At 65.9% G+C, this 22,688-nt stretch carries 17 protein-coding genes; 8 read left to right on the top strand and 9 right to left on the bottom strand.

Features of this window, described 5'->3' with window-relative positions; genetic code table 11:
- Positions 1-114 precede the first annotated feature (114 nt).
- Genes DL240_RS15450 through asnB form a run of 5 tightly spaced genes read right to left on the bottom strand, consistent with a single transcriptional unit; the run spans position 115 to position 6,604 of the window.
- Complete coding sequence (locus DL240_RS15450; RefSeq protein ID WP_111730805.1) at positions 115-870, bottom strand: cytidylyltransferase domain-containing protein; 756 nt, start codon at positions 868-870, stop codon at positions 115-117.
- Positions 871-930: 60 nt separating this feature from the next.
- Complete coding sequence (locus DL240_RS15445; RefSeq protein ID WP_111730804.1) at positions 931-1,659, bottom strand: N-acetylneuraminate synthase family protein; 729 nt, start codon at positions 1,657-1,659, stop codon at positions 931-933.
- A 60-nt stretch (positions 1,660-1,719) separates the two neighbouring features.
- Entirely contained in the window at positions 1,720-3,135 is a 1,416-nt protein-coding gene (locus DL240_RS15440; protein ID WP_111730803.1) for a glycosyltransferase family 2 protein, read from the bottom strand.
- Positions 3,120-4,514, bottom strand: a complete 1,395-nt coding sequence (locus DL240_RS15435) for a hypothetical protein (RefSeq protein ID WP_111730802.1) — start codon at positions 4,512-4,514, stop codon at positions 3,120-3,122. Before DL240_RS15435 ends, DL240_RS15440 begins: the two co-directional genes overlap by 16 nt.
- Entirely contained in the window at positions 4,511-6,604 is a 2,094-nt protein-coding gene (asnB, locus tag DL240_RS15430; protein ID WP_111730801.1) for an asparagine synthase (glutamine-hydrolyzing), read from the bottom strand. The genes DL240_RS15435 and asnB overlap by 4 nt, the downstream gene beginning before the upstream one ends.
- Positions 6,605-6,797: 193 nt before the next feature.
- Between asnB and glpD the strand changes: the two genes are divergently transcribed.
- Positions 6,798-8,507, top strand: coding sequence for a glycerol-3-phosphate dehydrogenase (glpD, locus tag DL240_RS15425; RefSeq protein ID WP_111730800.1), 1,710 nt, complete (start codon positions 6,798-6,800; stop codon positions 8,505-8,507).
- 131 nt (positions 8,508-8,638) lie between these two features.
- On the opposite strand, the gene DL240_RS20315 is transcribed toward glpD, so the two are convergent.
- From DL240_RS20315 to DL240_RS15410, 3 genes are all read right to left on the bottom strand, one after another.
- Positions 8,639-9,955, bottom strand: a complete 1,317-nt coding sequence (locus DL240_RS20315; protein ID WP_199589835.1) for a hypothetical protein — start codon at positions 9,953-9,955, stop codon at positions 8,639-8,641.
- Positions 9,956-10,142: 187 nt separating this feature from the next.
- Positions 10,143-11,183: a diacylglycerol/lipid kinase family protein gene (locus tag DL240_RS15415; RefSeq protein ID WP_111730799.1), complete on the bottom strand. Its 1,041-nt coding sequence runs from the start codon at positions 11,181-11,183 to the stop codon at positions 10,143-10,145.
- A 40-nt stretch (positions 11,184-11,223) separates the two neighbouring features.
- Entirely contained in the window at positions 11,224-12,303 is a 1,080-nt protein-coding gene (locus DL240_RS15410; protein WP_111730798.1) for a Gfo/Idh/MocA family protein, read from the bottom strand.
- Between the two features lie 233 nt (positions 12,304-12,536).
- Between DL240_RS15410 and DL240_RS15405 the strand changes: the two genes are divergently transcribed.
- Both DL240_RS15405 and DL240_RS20900 read left to right on the top strand, forming a co-directional pair.
- A complete protein-coding gene (locus tag DL240_RS15405) occupies positions 12,537-15,116 on the top strand; it encodes an FHA domain-containing protein (RefSeq protein WP_111730797.1) in 2,580 nt (859 codons plus the stop codon).
- A gap of 193 nt (positions 15,117-15,309) precedes the next feature.
- On the top strand, positions 15,310-17,163 hold the full coding sequence (locus tag DL240_RS20900; protein WP_111730796.1) for a VWA domain-containing protein: 1,854 nt from the start codon (positions 15,310-15,312) through the stop codon (positions 17,161-17,163).
- A 125-nt stretch (positions 17,164-17,288) separates the two neighbouring features.
- Here the strand turns inward: DL240_RS20900 and DL240_RS15395 are convergent, their stop codons facing one another.
- A complete protein-coding gene (locus DL240_RS15395) occupies positions 17,289-17,849 on the bottom strand; it encodes a hypothetical protein (RefSeq protein WP_146618335.1) in 561 nt (186 codons plus the stop codon).
- A gap of 81 nt (positions 17,850-17,930) precedes the next feature.
- Between DL240_RS15395 and DL240_RS15390 the strand changes: the two genes are divergently transcribed.
- From DL240_RS15390 to DL240_RS15370, 5 genes are all read left to right on the top strand, one after another.
- The gene (locus tag DL240_RS15390; RefSeq protein WP_111730794.1) at positions 17,931-18,614 is read left to right on the top strand and encodes a hypothetical protein; all 684 of its coding nucleotides are present in this window, start codon (positions 17,931-17,933) and stop codon (positions 18,612-18,614) included.
- Between the two features lie 152 nt (positions 18,615-18,766).
- Positions 18,767-19,282 carry a gluconate 2-dehydrogenase subunit 3 family protein gene (locus DL240_RS15385; protein WP_111730793.1) on the top strand — a complete coding sequence of 172 codons (516 nt, stop codon included), beginning with the start codon at positions 18,767-18,769 and terminating at the stop codon, positions 19,280-19,282.
- Positions 19,279-20,856, top strand: a complete 1,578-nt coding sequence (locus DL240_RS15380; protein ID WP_111730792.1) for an FAD-dependent oxidoreductase — start codon at positions 19,279-19,281, stop codon at positions 20,854-20,856. Before DL240_RS15385 ends, DL240_RS15380 begins: the two co-directional genes overlap by 4 nt.
- An 81-nt stretch (positions 20,857-20,937) precedes the next feature.
- Positions 20,938-21,318: a Rieske (2Fe-2S) protein gene (locus DL240_RS15375; RefSeq protein WP_111730791.1), complete on the top strand. Its 381-nt coding sequence runs from the start codon at positions 20,938-20,940 to the stop codon at positions 21,316-21,318.
- Positions 21,319-21,364: 46 nt separating this feature from the next.
- A complete protein-coding gene (locus tag DL240_RS15370; RefSeq protein ID WP_111730790.1) occupies positions 21,365-22,672 on the top strand; it encodes a mechanosensitive ion channel family protein in 1,308 nt (435 codons plus the stop codon).
- The last annotated feature ends 16 nt before the right edge of the window (positions 22,673-22,688 follow it).

Here is a 22,688-nt window from a genome sequence, read left to right as displayed (position 1 = left end):
CTCGCCCGCTGATACGCAGGTCAACATGATGACACCCGGTGTGCCCTGATCGAACCTTCCCGAGAACCGCTGGTACGACTGGCGAACGCCTGGCGGTGGGCAACCCACTCCCCCTCAGCGCGCACTGCGTTGCAGGCAATGCGCGTTGCGCTCCACCAGATCGGGACGGCGATGCAACCACTCCAGCACTCGCTGGCAGTCGACGATGTCACCCGGGCGATAGAGCGCCGCATAGATCTCGCGCAGCAACGCATAGTCTTCGGGATAATCCATCGTCAGCCGAAACCCCGAGCAGAGCGCCGGGTCCGGCTCCAGGTATTCGACCCGATACACCTCCGGTCGCTCCTTGATAAAGAGACTGACGTGCTCGCGTTCCTCCGGGCGCATCGCCAGCAGGTGGGCATCGATCAGCGCCCCGGTGCGGTAGACCTCACTCCCAAAGCCCAGCGTCAGACCGGTACGCCCGTGATGGCCGTCCACCCCGTCGACGCCCCCCGAACGCAGGTGCTCAAGCATGCGCTCCAGATGCTCCACACACACCAGCGGTGTATCGCCGGTGATACGCACCACAAACTCCGGATCGCGATCGACCACCGCCAGGTAAAAGCGGCTGAGCACGTCATCGCGCGACCCGCGAAAGAGGCTCACCTTCGGGTCCCCCAGCCACTCGATCAGCGAGGCGATCGGATCGTCTTCGCTGCGATCGCTGGTGGCCACAATCACCTCATCAAGAGCGCGCACCCGCTTTAAACGCTCAATGATGTGCCAGAGGGCCGGGCGACCGGCCAGGGGCATTAGCACCTTGCCGGGAAGCCGCTCCGAGCTCATCCGCGCCTGGACCACCGCCACCACCTTCGCTCGCTCCTTCATCCTCGTCTCCCTGGTCAGGTCGTGCTCCCTACCCCCTGTGGTTGGCCGACTCCCCGGGCGCTACTTGCCGGGCACGCCCCCCACCCCCGGCTCGCCAGCGCCCACCACCCGGGCCAGGCGGCTGAGCGGACGCCCCAGATCCACCAGCTGGCGCAACTCCTCCGGAGTCGCGCTCAAGATGTGATCGCGATGCACCCCGCGAATGGTCTTATCGAGCGTAAAATGCTTCTCCACAAACTGCGCCCCGCGCGCGATCGCCAGCAGACAGCCCTCGATCCCGTGCATATGGTCGGAGTAGCCATAATACCCCCCGGGCTCAAAGCGCTCGGGCAGCCCCTCCAGATGCGCCGGATACGTGGGATAGTGCGAGCGGCAGAAGATGTAGCGCAGCTGGTCGGTTGGCGGACCAAAGGGCAGCTCATCCCCGGTCCACCATCCCAGCGAGATGTACGTCTCTCGCCCCTGAGCCAGTACCCGCTCCACCAGCTCCGGATGATCGACCACCGTGCGCGAGGCGATCTTATAGCGACCGGGATTCAGCGGACGCGCCAGCTCCAGCGCCTCCTCATTGATGATCGAGGCCATAAAGTCGATCTCCCACCACTCGCACCATCGCTTGAGCTGCATGGCCATATCCGCGTCGATATGATTGAGCTCCCCGGGCTGATCTCGCCAGCCAAACTGGAACTTGGCCACATCGGCGCCAGCGAGCTTCGCCTGGCGAATCAGCTCATAGGCCAGATCGAAGTTCCCCTCATGATTGAGGCCTATCTCGGCAACAAATAGCATCACTCCCTCCTCAACGCGCGCCGCAATCCCGACGCGCAAGCTATGGATTTTACAGCACAATCACTCGGCAGCAGCCGTGGGGGGCTCCCGATCCCGCTCCTCCTCCGAGCGCAGAAGTTGGTCGAGCATCCAGCGATCAAACTCGCTCTTCAGCTGGAAACTCTCCCGCCAGGGCATCACCACATGCGAGATGCTCTTGCCGTGGTAATCCTCCGCGCGGATCGCGTCGCGCCACACCGCGGTGATCGCGCCGTTGAACACGTAGAGCCCCTCGCGCTCCAGACGCAGCCGACGCATCATCGCCGGATTTAAGGGCGCCAGTCCGTCGGGCCCGTGCTGAAAGTGCATGTCGAAATCTTCATACACGCTGATCACGCTGTCCGCGTCGTAGAGCACCAGGGTATCGAGCGCCTTGGTGATATGGTCGGCACGGCGCAGCGGGCTGTGGGCGCTGAGCACCACCACCACGTCCGCAAAAAGGTCATGATCGTTCTCCAGGCGCGTGACCGCGTCGTACACCACCTCCGAGAGCTTGCGATCGGCCTCCGAGAGCGCCGAGGGGCGCATCATCGCCGGCACATCGCGTGTGGCGCAGTGCTCGACCACCCGCGGGCAATCGGTGGTGACCCAGATGGCATCAAAACGCCCGCTGGCCCGGGCCGCCTCCAGGGTATGGTCGATCAGCGGGCGCCCCCCCACCGGGCTAAGCACCACATCGGGCATCGAACGGTAGGTGTTCTTGGCCGGCACCAGCCCCACAATGCGCGGCTTGACGCTGCCTTCGAGCTTCTCAGCCAGCGAGCGCTTGATCTGGCGACGCGCCCGCAGCAAGCGATCCTCATTGCGGCTCAGCGACTCGGGATGCTGTCGATAATAAAAGAGCGGTGTGGCCACCCCCTCCACCGGATAGCTGCGCGAGACCTTGAGCCAGAGCTCATACCCATCCTGAGCGTTATGACGCTCATCATACCCCCCCAGCGCCTTGAGCACGCGACGGCGCACCATCGTGCAGGCCCCGTGCGCCGGTAGATCGAGGAGGCGAGCCTCGGTGCCGGGCAGTTTACGCTGCTCAACGCCCAGGTAGCGTCCCTCGGCGTCGACATAGAAATAGTTGGGGTAGACCAGTGCCACCTCCGGGCGACGCTCCAGGCGATCGCTCATCACCAGCAACGCCGACTCGTCGAGCCAGTCATCGGCATCCAGGCGCATGATGTACTTCCCCCGGGCCAGCTCCAGGACCTGATTGGCATTGCGCTGCAACCCCTGCGCCTGCTCATGGCGCACGACCCGCACGCGCGCGCCCTCTTGCTCGGCGTAACGCCGGCAAATCTCAGGAGTCTCATCGCTCGACGCATCATCGACCAGGATCAGCTCCCAGCTCTTCAAACTCTGCTGAAGCACGCTCTCCACGGCCTGCTCCAGATACCGCCCGTAGTTATGGCAGGTGATGTATACGGTGACTAACGGCCTCTCCATCTCGCCCCCCTGCGGTAGTCGTCTGTGCCGGTGCCGGCGCGCTCCCCGGATCCGGGGCCAGTGGTCGGCGACGGCCCGGGGCCCGGCATCAGCCCGGCCCGCAGCCGCCAGTCGCGCGCGCTCAAAATGAGCAGCACCAGCAGGTACATCGGCATCATCGGCACCCGGTAGCGCGAAAGCGTCCCCAGGTTGGTGGTTGCCAGCCCCACCCCCAGCCCGAACAACAAGACGAAGACCACGCAGAACATCATCGCCGGCGACGCACGCAACGCTCGCCAGGCTCCCCGTGCTCCTCGATTCCAAAAGATGCGCACCCATAGAAAAAGCACCAGCGTGGTCTCCACGGCGTTGATCGCCGCCACCGCGTTGTGGGCTTCAAAGAGAAAGGGACGAAAGAGCGAGGCGGTGATCGCCACCGGGGCGAACATCAGCTGCCCCCCCAGACTGGTCGTCGCGCCATCGCCCATGCTGTAGGACGAGCCCCCCTGAATCCGCTCCCCCTGGTACTGCAGATTGGCCGTCTCCTCGGCCAGCGAATCCAGCGAATACTGCGGGAAAAGCTGCCCCAGCCCGATCATCCCGCCCACCGCCACCGCCCCTAACGCCGCGAGTTGCATGGGCTTTTTAGCGATCGCCACCGAGCCGCTGGTGGCCAGCGAGCGCCGCCAGTACCACCACACCCCGCCGGCCGCCACCATCGGGAAAAGGATGTAGCTCTTGACCACCGCCACCGCCACCGCGCCGGCGGCCAGCCACATCAGCGCCCAACCTTTGCCGCGACCGCTGAGCAGACGGTGCATCCCGTAGATCATCCACCCCAGCCCCCCCATGGCCACCGCCTCCTTGACCACCCCGCTGGTCCAGAACACCGCCGAGGGCACCAGCAGAGTCGCCACCAGCACCTGCACCCGCAGCTCCGGCCCCACATGAGCGCTGAACGCGCGGTACATCGCCATCTGCCCGCTAAAGGAGACAAAGCTCAAAATCAACCCGCACCCGAACATTGAGGAGCCCGTCAGGATCAGCAAAAACGCCGTGATCCCGATCATCGTCGTCGTCGAGGTGCCCTCCATCCCGAAGAGCTCCATGGGAATCTCGGCGGGCTGCTGCAAGATCAGCCGCAGCACCTCCGGCCCCCAGCGCAGCGGATCGACCCGAATGTAGTCGGCCAGCGCCTCGCCATATCCGTAATAAACCTCCATGTCGCCGCGCCCGAAAAACTCGTAGGTGAGCACGATCAATACAAAAGCCGCGATCACATGCGCCCAGAAGCTCAGCCACACAAAGCGGCGGTCGTCCTGAGGCAGACGCGTCTGTCCGACAAAGAGGACAAACACCCCGCAGAAGATCAGAATCGTGCAGGCAAAGACCTCGTTCATCGCCGCCCCATCCCGGGCACCTGACGCAACTCCAGACTGCCGCCAAACGGCCGACGAGCGCTCACCCGATGATGCTGCTCCAGCCAGGCCTGAAACATCAGAATGTTCCACAACTCGTAGGCCCGACTGCGACGCCCGCTTAAGTGCTCGCGCCAGAGCGCCTGCACCGGAGCCACCTCCAAAAAGCCCTCCCGCTCCAGACGTTCACGGCTTAAAAGCGCCTCGGCCCAGGGCCTCAACTCCGCGCGCAGCCAGGCATCCAGGGGCACGCCAAACCCCATCTTCGGGCGCTCCACCAGCACCCGGGGCACGTAGCGATCGAGCACCCGCCGCAGGATGTACTTGCCCTGGCGCCCGCGCACCTTCATCGAGAGGGGCAAGCGCCAGGCAAAGGCCACCAGACGGTGATCCAGCAGGGGCACCCGGGCCTCCAGACTCACGCCCATCGACGCCCGATCGACCTTGGTGAGAATGTCCTCGGGCAGATACCCCACCAGGTCCCGGAACATCCAGCGCTCGGCCAGGCTGGCCACCTGAGGCTCGGGCTCCCAGCTCCAGGTGCGCGGCGCCCCCTCCATCCCACGCACCACCCGGGGGCCTTCCCCCCAGTTGGAGAGCAGACGCCGGTAGAGCGCCTCAGCATCGGGGACATCAAAAATCTCGGCGAGTTTATGCAACTTATCGCCGATAAGCCTCCAGGGGGCGAGCGAGGGCGTCGTTTTCGTAGAAGCCGCCCCCGAGCGCCCGAGCAATGCTTCTGCCCGGCCCATCAGCGCGGCGGCCTGCGGACCGCCCAGCCGCCCGGCCCGCTCAATCAGCGCCTCCCACTGCCCCGGACTCAGCCACAGAAGCGCCTGCCCCAGATGACCGCGCGCTCCCGGGGGCACCCGGCTCAACCCCCGCCAGATCTTCGGCCCCCACACATGGCGGTTATACCCCCCGAATACCTCGTCGCCCCCGTCGCCGCTCAACGCCACGGTCACCTGACGGCGGGCCAACTCGCTGACCAGAAAGGTCGGTATCTGGGAGGCATCGGCAAAGGGCTCATCGTAGAGCATCGGCAGACGCTCAATCACCGCCAGGGCATCCCGGGGCTCCACGATCAAGGAGGTATGCTCGGTCCCCAGAAAGCGGGCCACCCGCGCGGCATCGTCGGCCTCATCATAGCGCGCCGCGGCATTGCCGATCGAAAAGGTCTTGACCGGCCGACCCGACTGCGCCTGCATCAGGGCCACCACCGTGGTCGAATCGATCCCCCCCGACAAAAACGCCCCCAGGGGCACATCGGCCACCATCCGCTGTCCCACCGCTCGCCGCAGCTCTCGCTCCAGCTCATCGGTGGCCTGCTCCTCATCGCCCATAAAGGGCGAACGAATCCCCTCGGAGACCACCTCCTCGGCCCGCCACCAGCGCCGCTCCTCCAGGCGCTCCTTCCCCGGACTGCGCGCGCTGAGCACCGCCCCGGGCCGCACCCGGTAGACCCCCTCATAGATCGTATGCTCCCCCCCCACCGCCGAGCGGCTCAAGTACCCGGCCAACGCCCGACGATCGAGCGGCGGATCAAACCCCGGATAGGCCCGCAGCGCCTTGAGCTCGGAACCAAAGAGCAACACCTCCCCGTGCCAGGCCCAGTACAGCGGCTTGATCCCCAGACGATCCCGAACCAGATGCAGCTCCGCGCGCTCCCGGTCCCAGAGCGTCATGGCAAACATCCCCACCATCTGCGTCAGCGTCTCCCAGAGCCCGAAGGTCTCCACCGCCCCCAGGATCACCTCGGTATCCGAGCCCCCCACAAAGGGGTAACTCCCCCGGGTGGCCTCCTGCACCCGGGCCCGGATCTCGGCAAAATTATAGACCTCCCCGTTGTACACCAGCGCCCAGCGCCCGCTGGCCGAAAACATCGGCTGACGCCCCCGATCCGAACAATCCAGAATCGCCAGACGCCGATGCCCCAGCGCCAGCCCGTGGCGACCATCAAACCAGTAGCCCGCCCCGTCCGGCCCCCGGTGACGCAGGGCGTTGGTCATCGCAAAGATCGCCGGCTCAAAGCGCTGACAGCGCCGATCCCAAAACCCCGCCAGTCCACACATCGCTCCCCCTTACCCTCAGTCCCACTTTCCCCTAAAAATCTACTCACCCCACACCCCATAAACAGCCCCGCGCACACCACCATTGCCTTTCCACCGGCCGGTCATTAGGTTGGCGCCATCCGCGCAGGTCGCGGGGCTCAAAGATGGTCCCCTTTTTTTAAACATCCACTAAACCCCACAACATCAAACCCTTATGAACTCATCACGCACCCGTCAGCAGATGTGGGATACGCTCGGAGAGCCGGTCGACCTCCTGGTCATCGGCGGCGGCATCAACGGCGCCGGCATCGCCCGCGACGCCGCGCGACGCGGACTCAAGGTCGCCCTGGTCGAAGCCCGAGACCTGGCCTACGGCACCTCCTCGCGCTCCTCCAAACTCGTCCACGGCGGGCTGCGCTACCTTCAGCAATTCGAATTCAGCCTGGTCTTCGAAGCCGTCAGCGAACGCCGCATCCTCCTCGACATCGCCCCCCACCTGGTCCGCCCCCTGGGCTTCCTCTTCCCGGTCTACCGCGATTCGCCACACAACCTGCTGGTCCTCAAAGCCGGGATGTGGCTCTACGAGGGCCTCTCGCTCTTTCGCTCCCCCAAACGCCACCGCAAACTCAGCGTGCGCGACATCGCCACCGAGGAACCCGCCCTCACCCGCGAGCACCTCAAAGGCGCCCCCCTCTACTACGACTGCTCCACCGACGACGCCCGCCTGACCCTGGAGAGCGCCCTCGACGCCATCGCTCACGGGGCGACCGTCGCCACCTGGACCCGCGCCCTCTCCTTTATCAAAGACGAGGAAACCGGCCGCATCCAGGGCGCCGTCGTCAAAGACATGCTCGGCGATGGTGCGCTCAAAGAAATCCGCGCCCACGCCGTCATCAATGCCACCGGCCCCTGGACCGATCGCACCCGCGCACTAAGCGCCGAGCCCACCACCACCCTGCTGCGCCCCACCAAAGGCGTGCACATCGTCGTCGACCACCACAAGCTCCCGGTCAACAACGCCGTGGTCTGTTTTCACCCTGACGACAAGCGCGTGCTCTTTGCCATCCCCTGGGGCGAACAGACCTACATCGGCACCACCGATACCGACTTTAGCGGCGACCCGGGCCAGGTCTACGCCGACTGCAACGACGTCGACTACCTGCTCACCGCCGCCAACGATTACTTCCCCGAACATCCCCTCACCCCCGACGATGTGATCGCCACCTGGGCCGGCCTGCGCCCGCTGATCGCCCCGCCCCGCGCCCCGGGCAGCGACATCTCCGAGAGCGAAGTCAGCCGCGAGCACCAGATCATCATCGGCGAAGACGGCCTCATCACCATCGCCGGCGGAAAACTCACCACCTACCGCCGCATGTCCGCCGAGGTGGTCGAAACCGCCATCAAATTCCTGCGCCTGGCCGACCAGCTCCCCGAGGAGCTGCACCATCCGCATACCGACACCTCGCCACTGCCCGGCGCCCGGGAATGGCCCGAGGCCGAGAGCGATGAGGCCGCCTTCAACATCGTGGCCACCCGCACCCTGGAAGCCAGCGCCGAACACCTCAGCGAGGCCACTGCCTACTTCCTGGCCCATACCTACGGTACCCGCGCCCCCGAGTTGGCCGCCCTCGTCGCCGAGGACCCGCTCCTGGCCGAACCCATCTGCCCGGACCGCCCCGAGATCCTGGCCCAGATCAACTGGGCCATCCAACGCGAACTCGCCGCCACCCTCACCGACATGCTGGTGCAACGCACTCAGATCTTCTACCGGGCCGCCGACCAGGGCCGCGACGCCGCCCCACGCGTCGCTCGCCATATGGCCCCTCTCCTTGGCTGGGACGAGGCCACCATCGCAGAGAACATCGACCGCTACCTCCACGATGTGGATCTCTCCCAGCGCTGGCGCACCGAACATCAGGGCTAAACCCACCGCACCTGACACACACGCTTGCCAGAGCACACACAAAAGCGCCCGGCTCCTCTAAAGAGCCGGGCGCTTTTGTGTGCTCACCGAACCGGCCTCACGACGCCAGGCCAGTCCACGACACCAGACGCTCAGGGAACCTCACAGACCAGGCGCTCGGCGCAGGTCCCGCTGGTCACGATGCCTCCGCTGAAATCATACTCGCAGTAGCGGCTTTCACAATCGGAGCTGTCCTGGCACTCCTCGCCCAACGACGCCAGCGCCCCGCAGATCCCGGTAGCCCCGCCCTCCTGCACCTGCTCCACGCAACGCAGCCCGGACTGGCAATCGGTGCTCTGTGTGCAAAACTCCCCGGCGGCCTTCGTCGCCCCGCAGCGCGTAGAAGCACCGATCACCGGCGCGCCGTTGGCATCCAGCTCCGTCTGACAGGTGGTGCCCGGCAGACAATAAATGCTCTCCAGATACGAGCAGGCCTCCCCGGCGCTCACAAAACTCCCGGCCGAAGCGCTGCCATCGGGCTGACAATACCCGCGCTGACATTCAAACCCCTCGCTACACTCGCCGCCGCCGGCTGTGCACTCGTCCCCCAGCTGATAGTCCACACAGACCGGCGGCTCCGCGTCGCGATCGCAGTACGCATCGTCTCCGCAAATCCCGTCGTTACCACAGGCATCGGCCACCGCCGGATCCACGCAGGTACCGTAGCAGGGTCCCTCCATGTCAAAGCTCAAATCGCAGCGCAGCCCACCGTCACACTCCAGCGGGTAGGCACAATGCCCGCCCTCAGCAACCTGCCCTTGAAACGCGGCCAGGCAGGCCGCTGGCATCGTGCTAACCGCGAGCTCTTCAGCGGAGCAAAGCACCGTCGCGTACGCCTCGCTGCACGCGTCAAGCTGACTCCGATCGACGACCAGACGCCCCTCCTCGATCGCACGCATGAGCGGCTGGATGTCCAGCGCCCCGCCACCATCACGCCAGCCCGCGGCGCACTCCTCCTCGGTGGCAAAGCGGGACAGCTCCTGTCCCATAAACATGACCACCTCCGAGGTATCGGAGCACTGCCAGACCGCCTGACACAATCCGGTGACGAGCGTTTTTGCCGCCGCCTCCGCATCGGTCAAATCTTCCGAGTCGCCGCCATCGGGATCGCCACCACCATCGGGATCACCGCCACCATCCGGATCACCACCACCATCGGGATCACCGCCACCATCCGGATCACCGCCACCATCCGGATCGCCACCGCCATCGGGATCGCCACCGCCGTCGGGATCACCGCCGCCATCGGGCCGCCCGCCGACATCGCCGCCGGCGTCCACCCCCGCATCCCGCTCCTGACCGCTATCCGGTTGACGAAGATCCACGGTGGCATTACCGCCACACGCGGGAGTCAGTCCCCCCACCAGCGCCAGCGCTGCCATCGCACACAACCACTTCATCCTGGCCATTCTCACTCCTCCGCTCGACGCCCCGCTTCCTGCCCGGGCGACCACTGCTCCATACTCCAAAGGGATCCCCACCCTGACCGGCCCCCGGCCACAGCGCAAGGCTCCCCGAAAGACCGCCCACCACACCCCTCTCTAACATGTTGATAGTGAAGCGGATTTAACATCTTTAAAAGATGCAACGCCCGGCTTACTGCAGTGGTACGGCCAGCAGACTGGGGTGCTGGGAGAGCGACCACTCCACCTTCTGGCGATAGCCGGCGGCATCACCGGCCACCTGGTAGCTGGTAGCCTCCTCCACCTCGACCTCGACCCGGCTCACCAGCCAGTCGCCCAGCTTGCCCTCCTCCACCTCTCCCTTCCAGAAGCCCGGAAGATCCATCAGGATTCGGGAAATCGAGCCATGGTACGAGCGCAGCTCAAAGAACCCGGGCTTTAGGTTGGCGTAGGGGAACATCCGGATCTTAAAGCCCCAGTAGGGGATACTGGCCGAGCTGGTGATCTTCATCGGCCCGTCGTAGAGCAGCTCTCCCGGCCCCACCTCACGCACGATCGAGCCGTGCTCATCAAGCTCATAGGCCACCTCCCCCAGGTTGGTAAATCGCGCGCGCCGCGACCCGCGCACCGTAGCCTTGGGAATGGTCCGGGTCCCGATCGACAACGCGTAGCCGCCCAGCCCGGTCGCGAAGTTCTCCAGCGCCGTATCCCGCACCGCGGCCTTAAAACGATCGTAGTCGTTCAGAATATCGGCGTCCCAGCCAAACCCACCGAAGGGAAAGCGGTGCTCGCCATCTTCGACCATATTGACTTCGTGAACTTTGAGCGGAGCGCCGGCGTGCAACGCTCGCAAGTCCTCGATGATCGGACCGGCCCCCACATACGAGGCCACGGCATTGCCCGTCCCCAGGCGCAGCACGCCCACCGGCGGGGCATCCTCTCGGCGAATTTTGCCGGCCTGCACCGCGGCCTCAATGGCGTTGATCAAGAACATGATCGTGCCATCGCCACCGCCGGTGAACACCACGTCGTAATCCTGCGCCAGGATCCGCTCCACCGTGGTCTGCGCCTGGCGAAAATCATCGGTCAGGTAGAGATCGCGGGCGGGCACAAAACGCTGAACCGCCTCATGCACCTCACCGGTCCAGGCCTTGGCCCGCGCGTTAAGCAACACCGCATAACGCCGCGGCGCCTCCACCACAAAAATACGCCCACGTTCCTGCTGCTGGGTCATGAAGCCTCTTTCAGGGCCGAGTTTTTATAAGGGACGTCGCTCAGCCGTGCTGCAGGTTGACCGCCCGGCCACGCCGCGACGATTCCTGATAGGCCAGAGTCAACAAGAGCAGCTGGCGAGCCTCATTGGCTCCGAGCAGCGGCTCTTCTTCGCCCAGACACGAGCCAATAAAGTTGCGCGTGGCCCGCACAAAGCTGTCTTCAAAGGCGGTGTTCCGCTGACCGTAAGCCACCTTGCGGCTGTCCCGGCGAAGCTCCACCGGAGCCTCCAACTGGGTCGGATCCGAGGAGCGGATAATGTCGATCGTCCCCCGGGTGCCTTCCACCGCGATCGTCGCCTCCAGCGGGTGGTAGGGCGTACGCAGTTTGCGCTCGGGAGCGTAGTTCAGCGTCATCGTCCCGTAGCAATCCTGCTGATAGTGCTTCCACATCGCCACCGTCGGCGCATCGAGCTTCAGCCCCTCGCGAATCGGAGTTTCCGAGCGCCAGACCTCAATCTTTTCAACATTCCCGATCAAAAAGAGCGCAATGCAGAAGGTCTGATACCCCACGTCATAGAGCATCGGCGAACCCCCGGAGAGCTGGGGATCAAACCGCCACAGGGAGGCTTCGTCTTCGATGGAAGCAAAATCCCAGGTATCACTCTGACCGCGAGCCACCGTCATCGAGATCCGAATCCCGGTAGGCTTACCGATCTCACCGGCATCGATCAGGTTCCGAGCATCGAGCAGCGGCTTATAAAACAGGCAGGGCTCATACACCTGCACCACCTTGCCCACCTGCCGGGCGGTCTGCACCACCTGGTTGGCCTCTTCGATCGAGAGCGCCAGCGGGCGCTCCACCGACACGTGCTTACCGGCCTGCAGGGCATCGATGATCTGACTGGCATGCAGATAATGCGGAGTAAGAATCTCGACGGCGTCGATCTCCTTATTCTCCAGCATCTCACTAAAATGGGTGTAATAGGCTCGCGCCCCCCAGTCGAGCGAGCGCTGGATGGCCCGGTCCTCGTCGCGATCACAGACCGCCACGATTTCCGCGCGCGGGTCCTCCTGATATCCTTTGGCGTGCAGCTCCGAGATGCTGCCCGCCCCTACGATACCCACTTTCAGTCGCGCCATCGACGTCTCCGGTCTGCTCTCCGTCTGCCACCTAACGCGCTCGGCCTACCACAGACCTGCCAGCCACCGCGGGCGCCATCACCCGGTGGGCCGCGCATTTTGGGGGTCAGAGAGAATCTTCCCCCTTATATGTGAGCGCGCGAGGAATTGTCAAAACGCTATTGGCGTGGCAAGGCTGTAAGGCGCGCCCCTCCTACACCGCCTGCCCCAACGTCGATGAGCCCCCTTTTGCGATGAGCCAGCGCTGCCCCTATTGCGACGCCCCCATCAAGCTCGGGGTGCTTTTCTGTCCGGCCTGCGGTGCCCGTCCCCGGCTCCCGCGGGTCCGCTCCGCCGAGTTCGAGGCCGAGGTCACCCGCCCCGAGGTCCCCTTCCCCTCCGGCGACCCGCTCCTCTCGCCAGCGCTCCCCCTCGACCTTTCACACGCCCCCCAACCGCGCTCGACGGCCTCGCCGCGAAGCATCGGCGGCGAGCGTTCCCTGGTCATCGGTCGGGACCAGAGCTGCGATATTGTGCTTGATGCCCCGCAGATCTCACGGCGCCACGTCAGCCTCACCCCCCTGGGTCCCGGGCGCTGGCTGGCCCGCGACTTAAACACCGCCAACGGCACCTTTGTCGGCAGCACTCAACGGCGACTGACCCAGGCCGAGGTCCACCGCAAAGACGTCCTCTTTCTGGGCAGCTACCGCTTCCCCCTCTCCCGCATCCAGGACTTCGAGCGCCAGCAAACCCCACGCTCGGGCAACCCGCTGGCGCTGCCGGCCGATAAACCCATCATCACCCTGGGACGAGGCCCGGCCAACGACATCGTCTTGCAATCCCCCCAGGTCTCTCGCCACCACGCGCGCCTGGTCCGCGAGTCGGGCGGACTCTTCCTCGAAGACCTCTCCAGCGCCAACGGCACCTTTGTCGGCGGGCAGCGCGTCCAGCGCGCCCCGGTGGAACACGGCCAGATCTTCAGCCTGGGCAGCTTCGCCCTGCGTCTGGATCTTGAGCGCATGCGCCTGCAAAAGTCTTACCGCGGCGACATCCTCCTCCAGGCCGAAAACCTCCGCGTGGAGGTCCCCACACCCCACGGCCCGCGACGCCTCCTCGACGGCATCTCTTTCACCGTCTACCCCACCGAGCTCGTCGGGCTGCTCGGCCCCTCCGGCGCCGGAAAAACCACCCTCCTCAACGCCCTGATCGCTTACAATCGCCCCTCATTTGGGCGCACCCTGCTCAACGGCGATGAGATCTTCGCCCACTTCGACCGCTACCGCGGCGCGATTGGCTACGTGCCTCAAGAAGACATCATCCACAGCGAGCTGACCGTCTATCAGGCCCTCTACTACACGGCCAAACTGCGCCTGCCGCCGGACACCACCGACGAGGAGATCGACCAGCGCATCTGGCAGGTCCTCCACGACCTGGAAATCAGCGACACCGCCCCCCTGCGCATCGGCTCCCCGGAGCAAAAAAGCATCAGCGGCGGGCAGCGCAAACGCGTCAACCTGGCCATGGAGCTCCTCACCGACCCCAGCCTCCTCTGTCTGGACGAACCCACCAGCGGCCTGGCCAGCGAAGACGCCCTCAACGTGATGCGCCTTTTGCGCCGGCTGGCCGACCGCGGCAAAACCATCCTGTTGACCATCCACCAGCCCTCGCTCAAGGCATACCGGCTGATGGACAACACCCTCTACCTGGCCGATGGCGAGCAGGTCTACTACGGGCCGGCCTACCCCGACTCCATGCTTTACTTTCACCCCGAGGTCGCCCCCGATGCGCCGGCGGCCCGCGCGCTCTTAAGCGACCCGGGCTCCTGCATGCGTCCCCTCGTCGCCGCAAAACGCAGCGGCGAACCCATGGAGACCTTCGCCGCCCGCTACCGCCAGAGCGCCTACTTCGATGAATTTGTCAGCGGCCGACGCCGCGACCCGGCTCAGGTCAACCTCACCGCCGCCCCTCCTCGAAAGCCCCCCTCCTTCGAGCTTCGTCAGCTGCGCACGCTGACCCATCGCTTCCTGACGATTAAACTCAAAGATCGCATCGGCACCCTCATCCTCCTCATCCAGGCCCCGATTGTCGCCATGCTCCTCAACCTGGTGTTCATCCAGGACGAGGGTGGCGTCTTCACCCGTATGGAGCACACCCCGCTGGCCCTGTTTTTGCTGGTCATCTCGGCGATCTGGTTTGGCGGCTCCAATGCCGCCCGCGAAATCGTGCGGGAGCAGGCCGTGTATCGCCGCGAGCGCATGGTCAACCTTTCCATCCCGGCCTACGTCGCCAGCAAATTCGTCGTGCTCGGACTCTTATGCCTGGTCCAGTGCGTGGCCCTTCTGGGGCTGACCTACGGCCCCCTCGACTTTCACGGCGCCCCCCTGCTCCATCTTTTGACCCTCTGGCTCTGCGCCCTGGCCGGCGTCGCGGCCGGGCTCTTGCTCTCGGCCGCGGTTCGCACCAGCGAGGCGGCCATCGCCATGGTCCCCATCGTCCTCATCCCCCAGGTCATCCTGGGTGGCGCCATCATGCCCGTCGCGCGCATGGACACCTGGACCCGCACGCTCAGCGCCACCACCTTCAGCCGCTTTGGGTTTGAGGCCATGCTCCATACCGAGGAGCGCGCGCTGGCCTACGAGGTCCCCTTAGACGAGCTCCCCCTGCCGCCCCTCCCCGGAGCTCCGGCCCCTCCCATCGCTCCACACCCGCTGGATCGCTTCTTCGGAGACGCCGAGACCGGACTTCTCCTGGATCTGGGAGCTCTCAGCCTCTTCACCGTCGTCGTCTTGAGCGGCGTCAGCCTGAGCCTGCGGCGTCGCGACATGCTCTCCTGAGCCGATGTTTCCAACCGTCGCAAGAGTTTACTCGCATTTACACCCTTTGCCCTGATATTCGCCTGAAAAACGGTCGAAAGGCAGCAGCACATTTGCTAATCTTTTTGCCATCAGAGTGGGATTATTTCTAAAGCTGGTCTCGCGCTCGGTCCCTCCATTCATCCGGCGCACCTAACTCGACAGGGTACGAATCATGCAAACAAAGCTCATCCGATGGACGCTCCCGGCGCTCTTCGCGCTTCTGGCGCTGGCCTGTACCGATCCGACCGGCGCCGTTACCTGCCCCGAGGGGCAGAGCCGCAACCCGGTCAGCGGGCAATGCTCTCCTGATGGAGGCGATACCCCCGACGGCGGTGACCCCGGCGACCCCGACGACCCCGATGGCGGCGGTGACCCCGGCGACCCCGATGGTGGCGGTAACCCCGACGGCGGCGACCATCCTCACGACGGTCGCGACGAGCTCGACCCCTGGGAAGACGAATCCGACGACGGCATCCCCAACCAGTACGATAACTGCCCCTTCGTCCATAACCCCGACCAGGCCGACTCCGACGGCGACGGCATCGGCGACGCCTGCGATAACTGCCCGGACGCCTCCAACGCCGACCAGGCCGCTGCGGCCACCAACCCCACCGACGAGCGCGGCATCGTCATGGGCAACGCCTGCGCCCCCGGCGTCGACTACGTCGACACCGAGCGCGACGACGATAACGATGGCACGCCCAACGTCATCGACAACTGCCCTGACGTCCCCAACCCCGACCAGGCCGACTCCGATAACGACGGCATTGGCGACGCCTGCGATAACTGCCCCTTCCACGCCAACGTCGACCAGACCGCCACCGCCGGCAACCCCATGGGCGACAACGGCCTGATGGTTGGCGACGCCTGTGCTCCCGCGCCCGGAAACATTGCTATCTGCGAGGAGCAGACCACCGAGTTTGAGCGCCTCGACCCCAACATCTACGTGGTGCTTGACCTCTCCGGTTCGATGGATCGCGATCTCAACGGCGCCTCCCGCTGGCAGCGCGCCGTCGCCGGCATGAACGCCGTAGCCGACGAACTCCACGACGAGATGCGCTTCGGCGTCGGCTCCTTCACCGGCAACTGCAACAACAGCGCTCTGACCAATCGCCTCTCCATGGGCTCGCACTCCGCCCAGACCATCAAAAACGCCTACAACTCACTTAATCCCGGTGGCGGCACCCCCCTGGACTGGGCGCTGCAAAACGTGCTCAACAACGACCGGGTCAGCGCCCCCACCGATCCCCTCGACGACCAGCGCGTCAAAGCCGTGCTCGTCATCACCGACGGGGAGCCGGGCTGCGGCGGCGTTCCGGGAGCCGTCGAAAAAATCCAGGCGCTGCGTAACCGCGGCATCCTGACCTTCGTCGTCGGCTTCGCCTTCTCCTCCAACAGCCTCCAGCAGATGGCTCAGGCCGGCGGCACCAACACCTTCTACGAAGCCTCCAACGCGGCTCAGCTTACCAACGCCGTGCGCGACATCTCCAACATCCTGGTCAGCTGCTCCTACAGCCTCGAAGACACCCCTCCGGACCCCAATCAGATCTGGGTCTCGGTCAACGGCAACTACCTGCCCAGCTCCGACCTCAGCTACAGCGCCAACGACAACACCCTGACCCTCTCCGAGGGCGCCTGCTCCCAGATCCGCCAGATCGACGCCGAAGCCCTCGATCTCCAGATCAAGATGGGCTGCGCCAACGCCTGCGTCCCCGAGCAGCCCTCCGGCCTCTGCGACCTCTACTACCAGACCTGCGGCGAAGCCTACGAATGTGAGAGCTGCTCCGCCGAAGTCTGCGACGGCGTCGACAACAACTGCGATGGCCAGGTCGACGAAGGCTGCCCCGAGTGCTCCATCAACGGCGCCAGCTGCTCCGAAGATGGCGACTGCTGCGGCAATCTGGTCTGCGGCAGCGAGGGAACCTGTGGCTACGCCTGCTTCCCGGTCGGCGTGACCTGCTCCTCCGGCTCAGACTGCTGCAGCGGCCAGTGCTCCCGTGGGGAGGGCGTCTGCATCGTCGGCTGAATGAGACGGCCCCGGCCTGAGGCTCAGGCCGAGAAAGTCGCCTCCGCACCATAAAAAAGCCCCGCGAGCTTACGCTCGCGGGGCTTTTCTCTGTCCCCCTCAGAACGTTCTCCCCACCGGGAGGGCTAGGGCGAGGTAAACACCTTCTCCATGGCCTCCAACGCCCGCTCCACTCCCGACTCGACCGTTTGGCGCGCCGCCTCCGCGGCCTGCTCCTGACGCCGCGCCAGCTCCTCAGATGAGGGCGCGCTCGGCTCAAAGAAGCGCTCCACACACTGCGGCCCCGCATAGAGCTCGTAGAGGTGGGAGCGCACCTGTTCCACGCGCGCTTCGCGCGCGGCCAACTCCGCCCGGCGCTCCGCCTGACGCCTGGCCCACCGCGCCCGGACCTCCTGCTGCTCCGCCAGCCGCCGCGCCTCCCACGCCCGCTGGCGGGCCACCTGCTGCCGACGCTCCAGCTGCTCCCGACGCTCCGCGCCACTGCGATCGATCCCCTCCACATAACGCACCGCGCCGACCGCCCGCGCCCCCTGTGGCCCGTGCACCCAGATCACCTGTGTCGCCGATACCTCCTGCTGCGTTGCTGCCTGACTTAACGCCCCTATACCCCATACCCCCAACCCCAACGCCAGAGCTCCCACCGCTCCTACGGCGCTGGACTGGACAAGCCAATTCGGGCTGATCATGATCGCACCTCGTCAAAGACCCTTGTCGTCCCCACTCCTTGAAATATGCCCCCCACTTCCCCCGGGTAAAGCAGGCCTCCCATGACAGCCCCCTCCAATCTCCCCCCCTCCCCCTCGCTGCGCCTCACCCTGGTCCTGGCCCTGGCCGCCTCCCTGGGCTTGAGCGCCGCTCACCTCTTCCTCACCCCGCCGCTGGCCGCCCTCCAGCAGGGACACCTCTCCGTGGCCCTGGGCTCCTGGCTCTTCGCCCCGGCCTCCCTGGCCGGCCTGGCCTTTCTCGTCTTCAACATTGAGCTGGGCCACGCTCGCCAGGGGCCTTTCGCGCTGCGCCCTCACCTCCCGGCCATCGCTGCGCTGAGCGCCCCCCTGCTCATCGGCCTGCTCTCCTTTGTCCACGACCCGGCGCGCTTTCGCCCCGTGACCTGGCTCCAAGACAGCGCCACCCTCGGACTCCTCTGGGGCCTGGGTCTGGCCCTGAGCGCGCTCTTCTGGCAGGGCGCCATTCAACTGCGCCTCCCCGCCGCGCTCCCGGCCCTGGCCCGCATCCTCGTCATCGGCCTGTTCAGCGCCCTGCCCCCGGCCGCCTTTCTGCTCCACTCCCTGAGCCCTCCCGACCTCTTGTCGGCCCTGCTCCCCGAGCTCCTTTTGACCACCCTGCTCCTGGCGCTCCTCCACGACCTCGGCCTCTCCCTGCGCCTGGTCGCCTTTAACGCCCTGATGATCGGGCTCGGCCTGGGCATCATCAATCACGCCCATCTCATCTGAGCCCCGGCCTCGGCGCCCTCCTCCTTTTCCCTGCGCTCACGCCCCCAAACCCCGGCGCCGCGGGTCGCCCTGGAACAAAACCAACCCATCAGTCACTATGATCTAATCGCACCACATAACCTCCCTCGCCACCCGGCCCCGAGGTCCCCGAGATGAAGCGGCGCACTTTTCTCAGAACCACCGCCCTGGCCACCCCGGCCCTGCTCCTCTCTGCGGCCTCCCTGCGCATAGGCCTGGGCTGGTGGGACCAACGCCCCGACCGCGCCTTCCTGACCTTAAGCCCCCGCGAGGTCACCATCTGCCAGGCCATCTGCGACGCCCTCTACCCAGGTGATCACCTGGGCATGCCCCCGGGCCTCGACGTCGGCGTCGTCGAGGCCGTCGATGACTACCTGGCACACATCCCCGCCGACACCGCCCAACTCCTGCGCCTGCTCCTCCACGCCATCGACGACTTTGCCAGCCTGGCCACCCTCCCTCCGGCGGCCTTCGCCGAACGCAGCCGCGCCCAGCGACAGGCCATCCTGCGCGCCTGGGACACCTCCACCTTCAACGCCCGGCAAGACGCCTTCAAAGCCCTCAAAATGATCTTCGCCATGGGCTACTGCGAGGCCCCCCGGGTCCTGCGCGCCGCCGGCATCGACTACACCTGCGGAGACTGGCAATGAGCGCAACCTCCCCCCTGGACTACTCCGCCGCCGAGCACCTGGGAGGCCAGCTCCAGACCTTCGACACCCTCCGCCAGCAAGGCGCTCCGAGACGCCAGACCCACCACGTCGACGTCGCCATCATCGGCGCCGGTCCCGCCGGGCTCGTCGCCGCCCACACCCTGGCCGGGGCCGGCCTGAGCGTGCTCATCGTCGAAGACGGCCGCTTCTGGCCCCGCGGCTCCTTCAAACGCCGGCAGAGCTGGGCGGCCCGACACCTGATGCAGGAACAGGCCACCCGCGTGATGCGCGGCAACGCCTTCATCCCCCTGACCAGCGGCCGCGGGGTCGGCGGCGGCACCCTGGTCAACTCCGCCATCTGCTTTCGCGCCCCCGACGCCGTCCTCGATCAATGGGTCGAAGACTGGGGCCTGGACCACTTCGCCCGCGACTCCCGCGACGCCCTCTACACCGAGGTCGAATCCGCCATCGGCGTCGCCCCCACCCCCGCCGCCCTGGCCGGCCAAAACGCCCGGGTGGCTCGCCGAGGCTTTACCCGCCAGGGGCTCAAGCACGCATATATGCCCAGGAATGCCCCGGGCTGTATCGGCTGTGGCACCTGTCAGACCGGCTGCCCCACCGGCGGCAAAGCCACCGCCGACCTCACCTGGCTGCCCGGCGCCCTCCGCCATCACGCGCGCCTGCTGGCCGACACCCGCGCTGAACGCCTGACCCTCAACGCCCGCGGCCACGTCACCGGACTCATCGCCCACACCCGCAACCCCGACACCGGCGAGCCCCTGGTCGAACACACCATCAAAGCCCACCGCACCCTGCTGGCCGCCGGCGCCATCAACACCCCCATCCTCCTCCTCAATCAGGGCCTGGCCAACGCCAACGGCCAGGTCGGCCTCAACCTCCGCGTCCACCCCACCTGCGGCGTCCTCGCCAAATTCGACGACCCCATCCGCCTCTGGGCCGGCGCCACTCAGGGGTACTACGCCCACCACCCCGACGACCCCGAAATCCTCCTCGAAACCTTCTCGGCCTCCCCCGATGTCTTCTTAAGTCAGGCCGCGCGCACAGGCATCGACACCTCCGCCGACTTTCTGCGAGACTTCCGCTTCATGGCCGCCTGCGGCCTCCTCATCCGCGACCAATCCACCGGGCAGGTCACCCCGGGCAAAGACCAGCGCGCCAACATCCGCTACATCCTCAACCGCCACGATCAACGCAAACTCACCCGGGGGCTCCACACCCTGGTCGAAATGTTCTTCGAAGCCGGCTCCCGCGACGTCATGCCGATGGTCCGCAAAACCCGCTTCTTCAAGAGCGTCAACGCCGCTAAAGACCACGTGCGCATCCATCACACCCCGGGCGACCTCTCCCTTTACGCCAGCCACCCCATGGGCACCTGCCGCATCGGCGCCGACCCGCAGACCTGCGTCGCGCGCCCCGCAGACGGGCGCGCTCACCACACCGAAGGCCTCCACATCATCGACTCCTCCCTCTTCCCCACGGCCCTGGGCGCCAACCCGCAGCTCACCATCATGGCTCAGGCCCTGGCCCTGAGCCGTCGCATCGCCGCCGGCTAACCCGGCGATCCCTCCCTCGCCACGCCTCCCCCCAAAAAAGCACGCGCCAGCGCCCGGCTCCGCCTCTTTCCCCGAGACCCCATGCCCACCTCTCGCTCCTCGACCCTGGCCATCCTGGACATCTGCGATCTTCGCCACCCCGGCGATGCCCGCGCCTTCCTGTTCACCGACGCGCACGGACGCCCGGCCACCGGCTTTCTCCTGCGCCTCTCGCCATCCACCCTGGTCGCCTTCGAAAATCGCTGCCCCCACTGGAATATCCCCCTGGGCGACGACCCTTCCCGACTCTTCCACCCCGCGGGCAACGTCATCGTCTGCCAGACCCACGGCGCCCGCTTTGACGCCCACAGCGGTCTATGCCAGACAGGACCCTGTGACGGACAACACCTGACGCGATTTACGGTCCTGCCCGGCCCCGAACCCGGCCAGGTCACCATCAAACGCTCCGGACTCTCTCTCTAAGGCCGCAAGCGCCCCCCCGGAGCCCTACTCAACTCCGGGAGATCTCATGGACGCGCTGCCCTTCGCCTCGTGGTTTGACGCCTTCGACCCCGCCCGCCTCTACGAAGCCGGCACCGGCCTGGCCGCCCTCATCATCGCCCTGGCCGCCATCACCCTGATCACCCACCGCATCGCCCTGCCCGCGCTGGTGGCCTTCGCCAAACGCAGCTCCATCGGCTGGGACGACATCCTCGTCGACCAGAAGGTCCTCGACCGCCTCAAAAACCTGCCCTCGGTCCTGGCCATCCAGCTCGGCGTCACCTGGGTGCCCCACCTCCCCACCGGCCTCACCGAAGCGCTGCGCCTGACCTGCCTCTGCCTGGCCGTCGTCATGATCGCCCGCAGCACCAGCGCGCTCCTCTCCACCTTCAACGAAATCCACCGCCGCTACTCGGTCAACCGCGACCGCCCCATCAAGGGCTACCTCCAGGTCATCCAGGTCCTGGTCTACTGCGTCGCCGGCATCCTCATCGTCTCCTTCATCCTGGATCGCTCCCCGCTCATCCTCTTAAGCGGCCTGGGCGCCATGACCGCCGTCATCATGCTCGTCTTCCGCGACAGCCTCCTGAGCCTGGTCGCCGGCATTCAGCTCACCCAAAACGACCTGATCCGCGTCGGTGACTGGATCGAAATGCCCCAGTTCAACGCCGATGGCGATGTCACCGACATCGCCCTCAACGTCGTCACCGTCCAGAACTGGGACCGCACCATCACCGTCATCCCCACCCATAAGTTTCTCGAACACTCCTTTAAAAACTGGCGCGGCATGCAGCTCAGCGGCGGCCGACGCATCATGCGCTCCATCCACCTCGATCTCAGCACCGTGCGCTACCTCACCGACGACGAAATCGAAGACCTCCGCCAGATCCGCGTGCTCCGCCCCTACATCGACCAGAAACTCCACGACATCTCCCAGCACAACGCCCACGACCTCCCCGAGGAATTCGCCGCCCATCCGGTCAACCAGCGACGCCTCACCAACCTGGGCACGCTCCGCGCCTACATCGGCCTCTTCCTCCGCCAGCACAAAAACATCCATCAGGACATGACCCTGATGGTCCGCCAGCTCGAACCCGACGCCCACGGCGTCCCCCTGCAGATCTACACCTTTACCAACACCACGGTGTGGGCCGAGTACGAGGCCATCCAGGGCGATATCTTCGATCACCTCCTGGCCACCCTCCCCCGCTTCGGCCTGCGCGCCTACCAGCGCCCCTCCGGACACGACATCACCCGGGGCGCCCTCACACTCGCCAGCCCCGACCCCTCCCGAAAGCCGGCCGCCTCCAGAGACCCGGCCGACGCCCCCCTCTAAACCAGCACATCGAAAA

Origin of the sequence: Lujinxingia litoralis (genome assembly GCF_003260125.1) — a bacterium.
In the GTDB taxonomy this organism is placed as follows: domain Bacteria; phylum Myxococcota_A; class Bradymonadia; order Bradymonadales; family Bradymonadaceae; genus Lujinxingia; species Lujinxingia litoralis.
Note: the sequence above shows the minus strand (reverse complement) of the source record. Positions and strands in the feature narration are given on the sequence as shown.

Excerpts from the sequence above, each read along its gene's own strand:
- DL240_RS15440 (WP_111730803.1), bottom strand. The coding sequence starts at position 3,135 with ATGGAGAGGCCGTTAGTCACCGTATACATCACCTGCCATAACTACGGG.
- DL240_RS15390 (WP_111730794.1), top strand. The coding sequence starts at position 17,931 with ATGACAGCCCCCTCCAATCTCCCCCCCTCCCCCTCGCTGCGCCTCACC.
- DL240_RS15375 (WP_111730791.1), top strand. The coding sequence starts at position 20,938 with ATGCCCACCTCTCGCTCCTCGACCCTGGCCATCCTGGACATCTGCGAT.
- DL240_RS15410 (WP_111730798.1), bottom strand. The coding sequence starts at position 12,303 with ATGGCGCGACTGAAAGTGGGTATCGTAGGGGCGGGCAGCATCTCGGAG.
- DL240_RS20900 (WP_111730796.1), top strand. The coding sequence starts at position 15,310 with ATGCAAACAAAGCTCATCCGATGGACGCTCCCGGCGCTCTTCGCGCTT.
- DL240_RS15385 (WP_111730793.1), top strand. The coding sequence starts at position 18,767 with ATGAAGCGGCGCACTTTTCTCAGAACCACCGCCCTGGCCACCCCGGCC.
- DL240_RS15380 (WP_111730792.1), top strand. The coding sequence starts at position 19,279 with ATGAGCGCAACCTCCCCCCTGGACTACTCCGCCGCCGAGCACCTGGGA.
- DL240_RS15445 (WP_111730804.1), bottom strand. The coding sequence starts at position 1,659 with ATGCTATTTGTTGCCGAGATAGGCCTCAATCATGAGGGGAACTTCGAT.
- DL240_RS15450 (WP_111730805.1), bottom strand. The coding sequence starts at position 870 with ATGAAGGAGCGAGCGAAGGTGGTGGCGGTGGTCCAGGCGCGGATGAGC.
- DL240_RS15435 (WP_111730802.1), bottom strand. The coding sequence starts at position 4,514 with ATGAACGAGGTCTTTGCCTGCACGATTCTGATCTTCTGCGGGGTGTTT.
- glpD (WP_111730800.1), top strand. The coding sequence starts at position 6,798 with ATGAACTCATCACGCACCCGTCAGCAGATGTGGGATACGCTCGGAGAG.
- DL240_RS15395 (WP_146618335.1), bottom strand. The coding sequence starts at position 17,849 with ATGATCAGCCCGAATTGGCTTGTCCAGTCCAGCGCCGTAGGAGCGGTG.
- DL240_RS20315 (WP_199589835.1), bottom strand. The coding sequence starts at position 9,955 with ATGGCCAGGATGAAGTGGTTGTGTGCGATGGCAGCGCTGGCGCTGGTG.
- asnB (WP_111730801.1), bottom strand. The coding sequence starts at position 6,604 with ATGTGTGGACTGGCGGGGTTTTGGGATCGGCGCTGTCAGCGCTTTGAG.
- DL240_RS15370 (WP_111730790.1), top strand. The coding sequence starts at position 21,365 with ATGGACGCGCTGCCCTTCGCCTCGTGGTTTGACGCCTTCGACCCCGCC.
- DL240_RS15405 (WP_111730797.1), top strand. The coding sequence starts at position 12,537 with ATGAGCCAGCGCTGCCCCTATTGCGACGCCCCCATCAAGCTCGGGGTG.
- DL240_RS15415 (WP_111730799.1), bottom strand. The coding sequence starts at position 11,183 with ATGACCCAGCAGCAGGAACGTGGGCGTATTTTTGTGGTGGAGGCGCCG.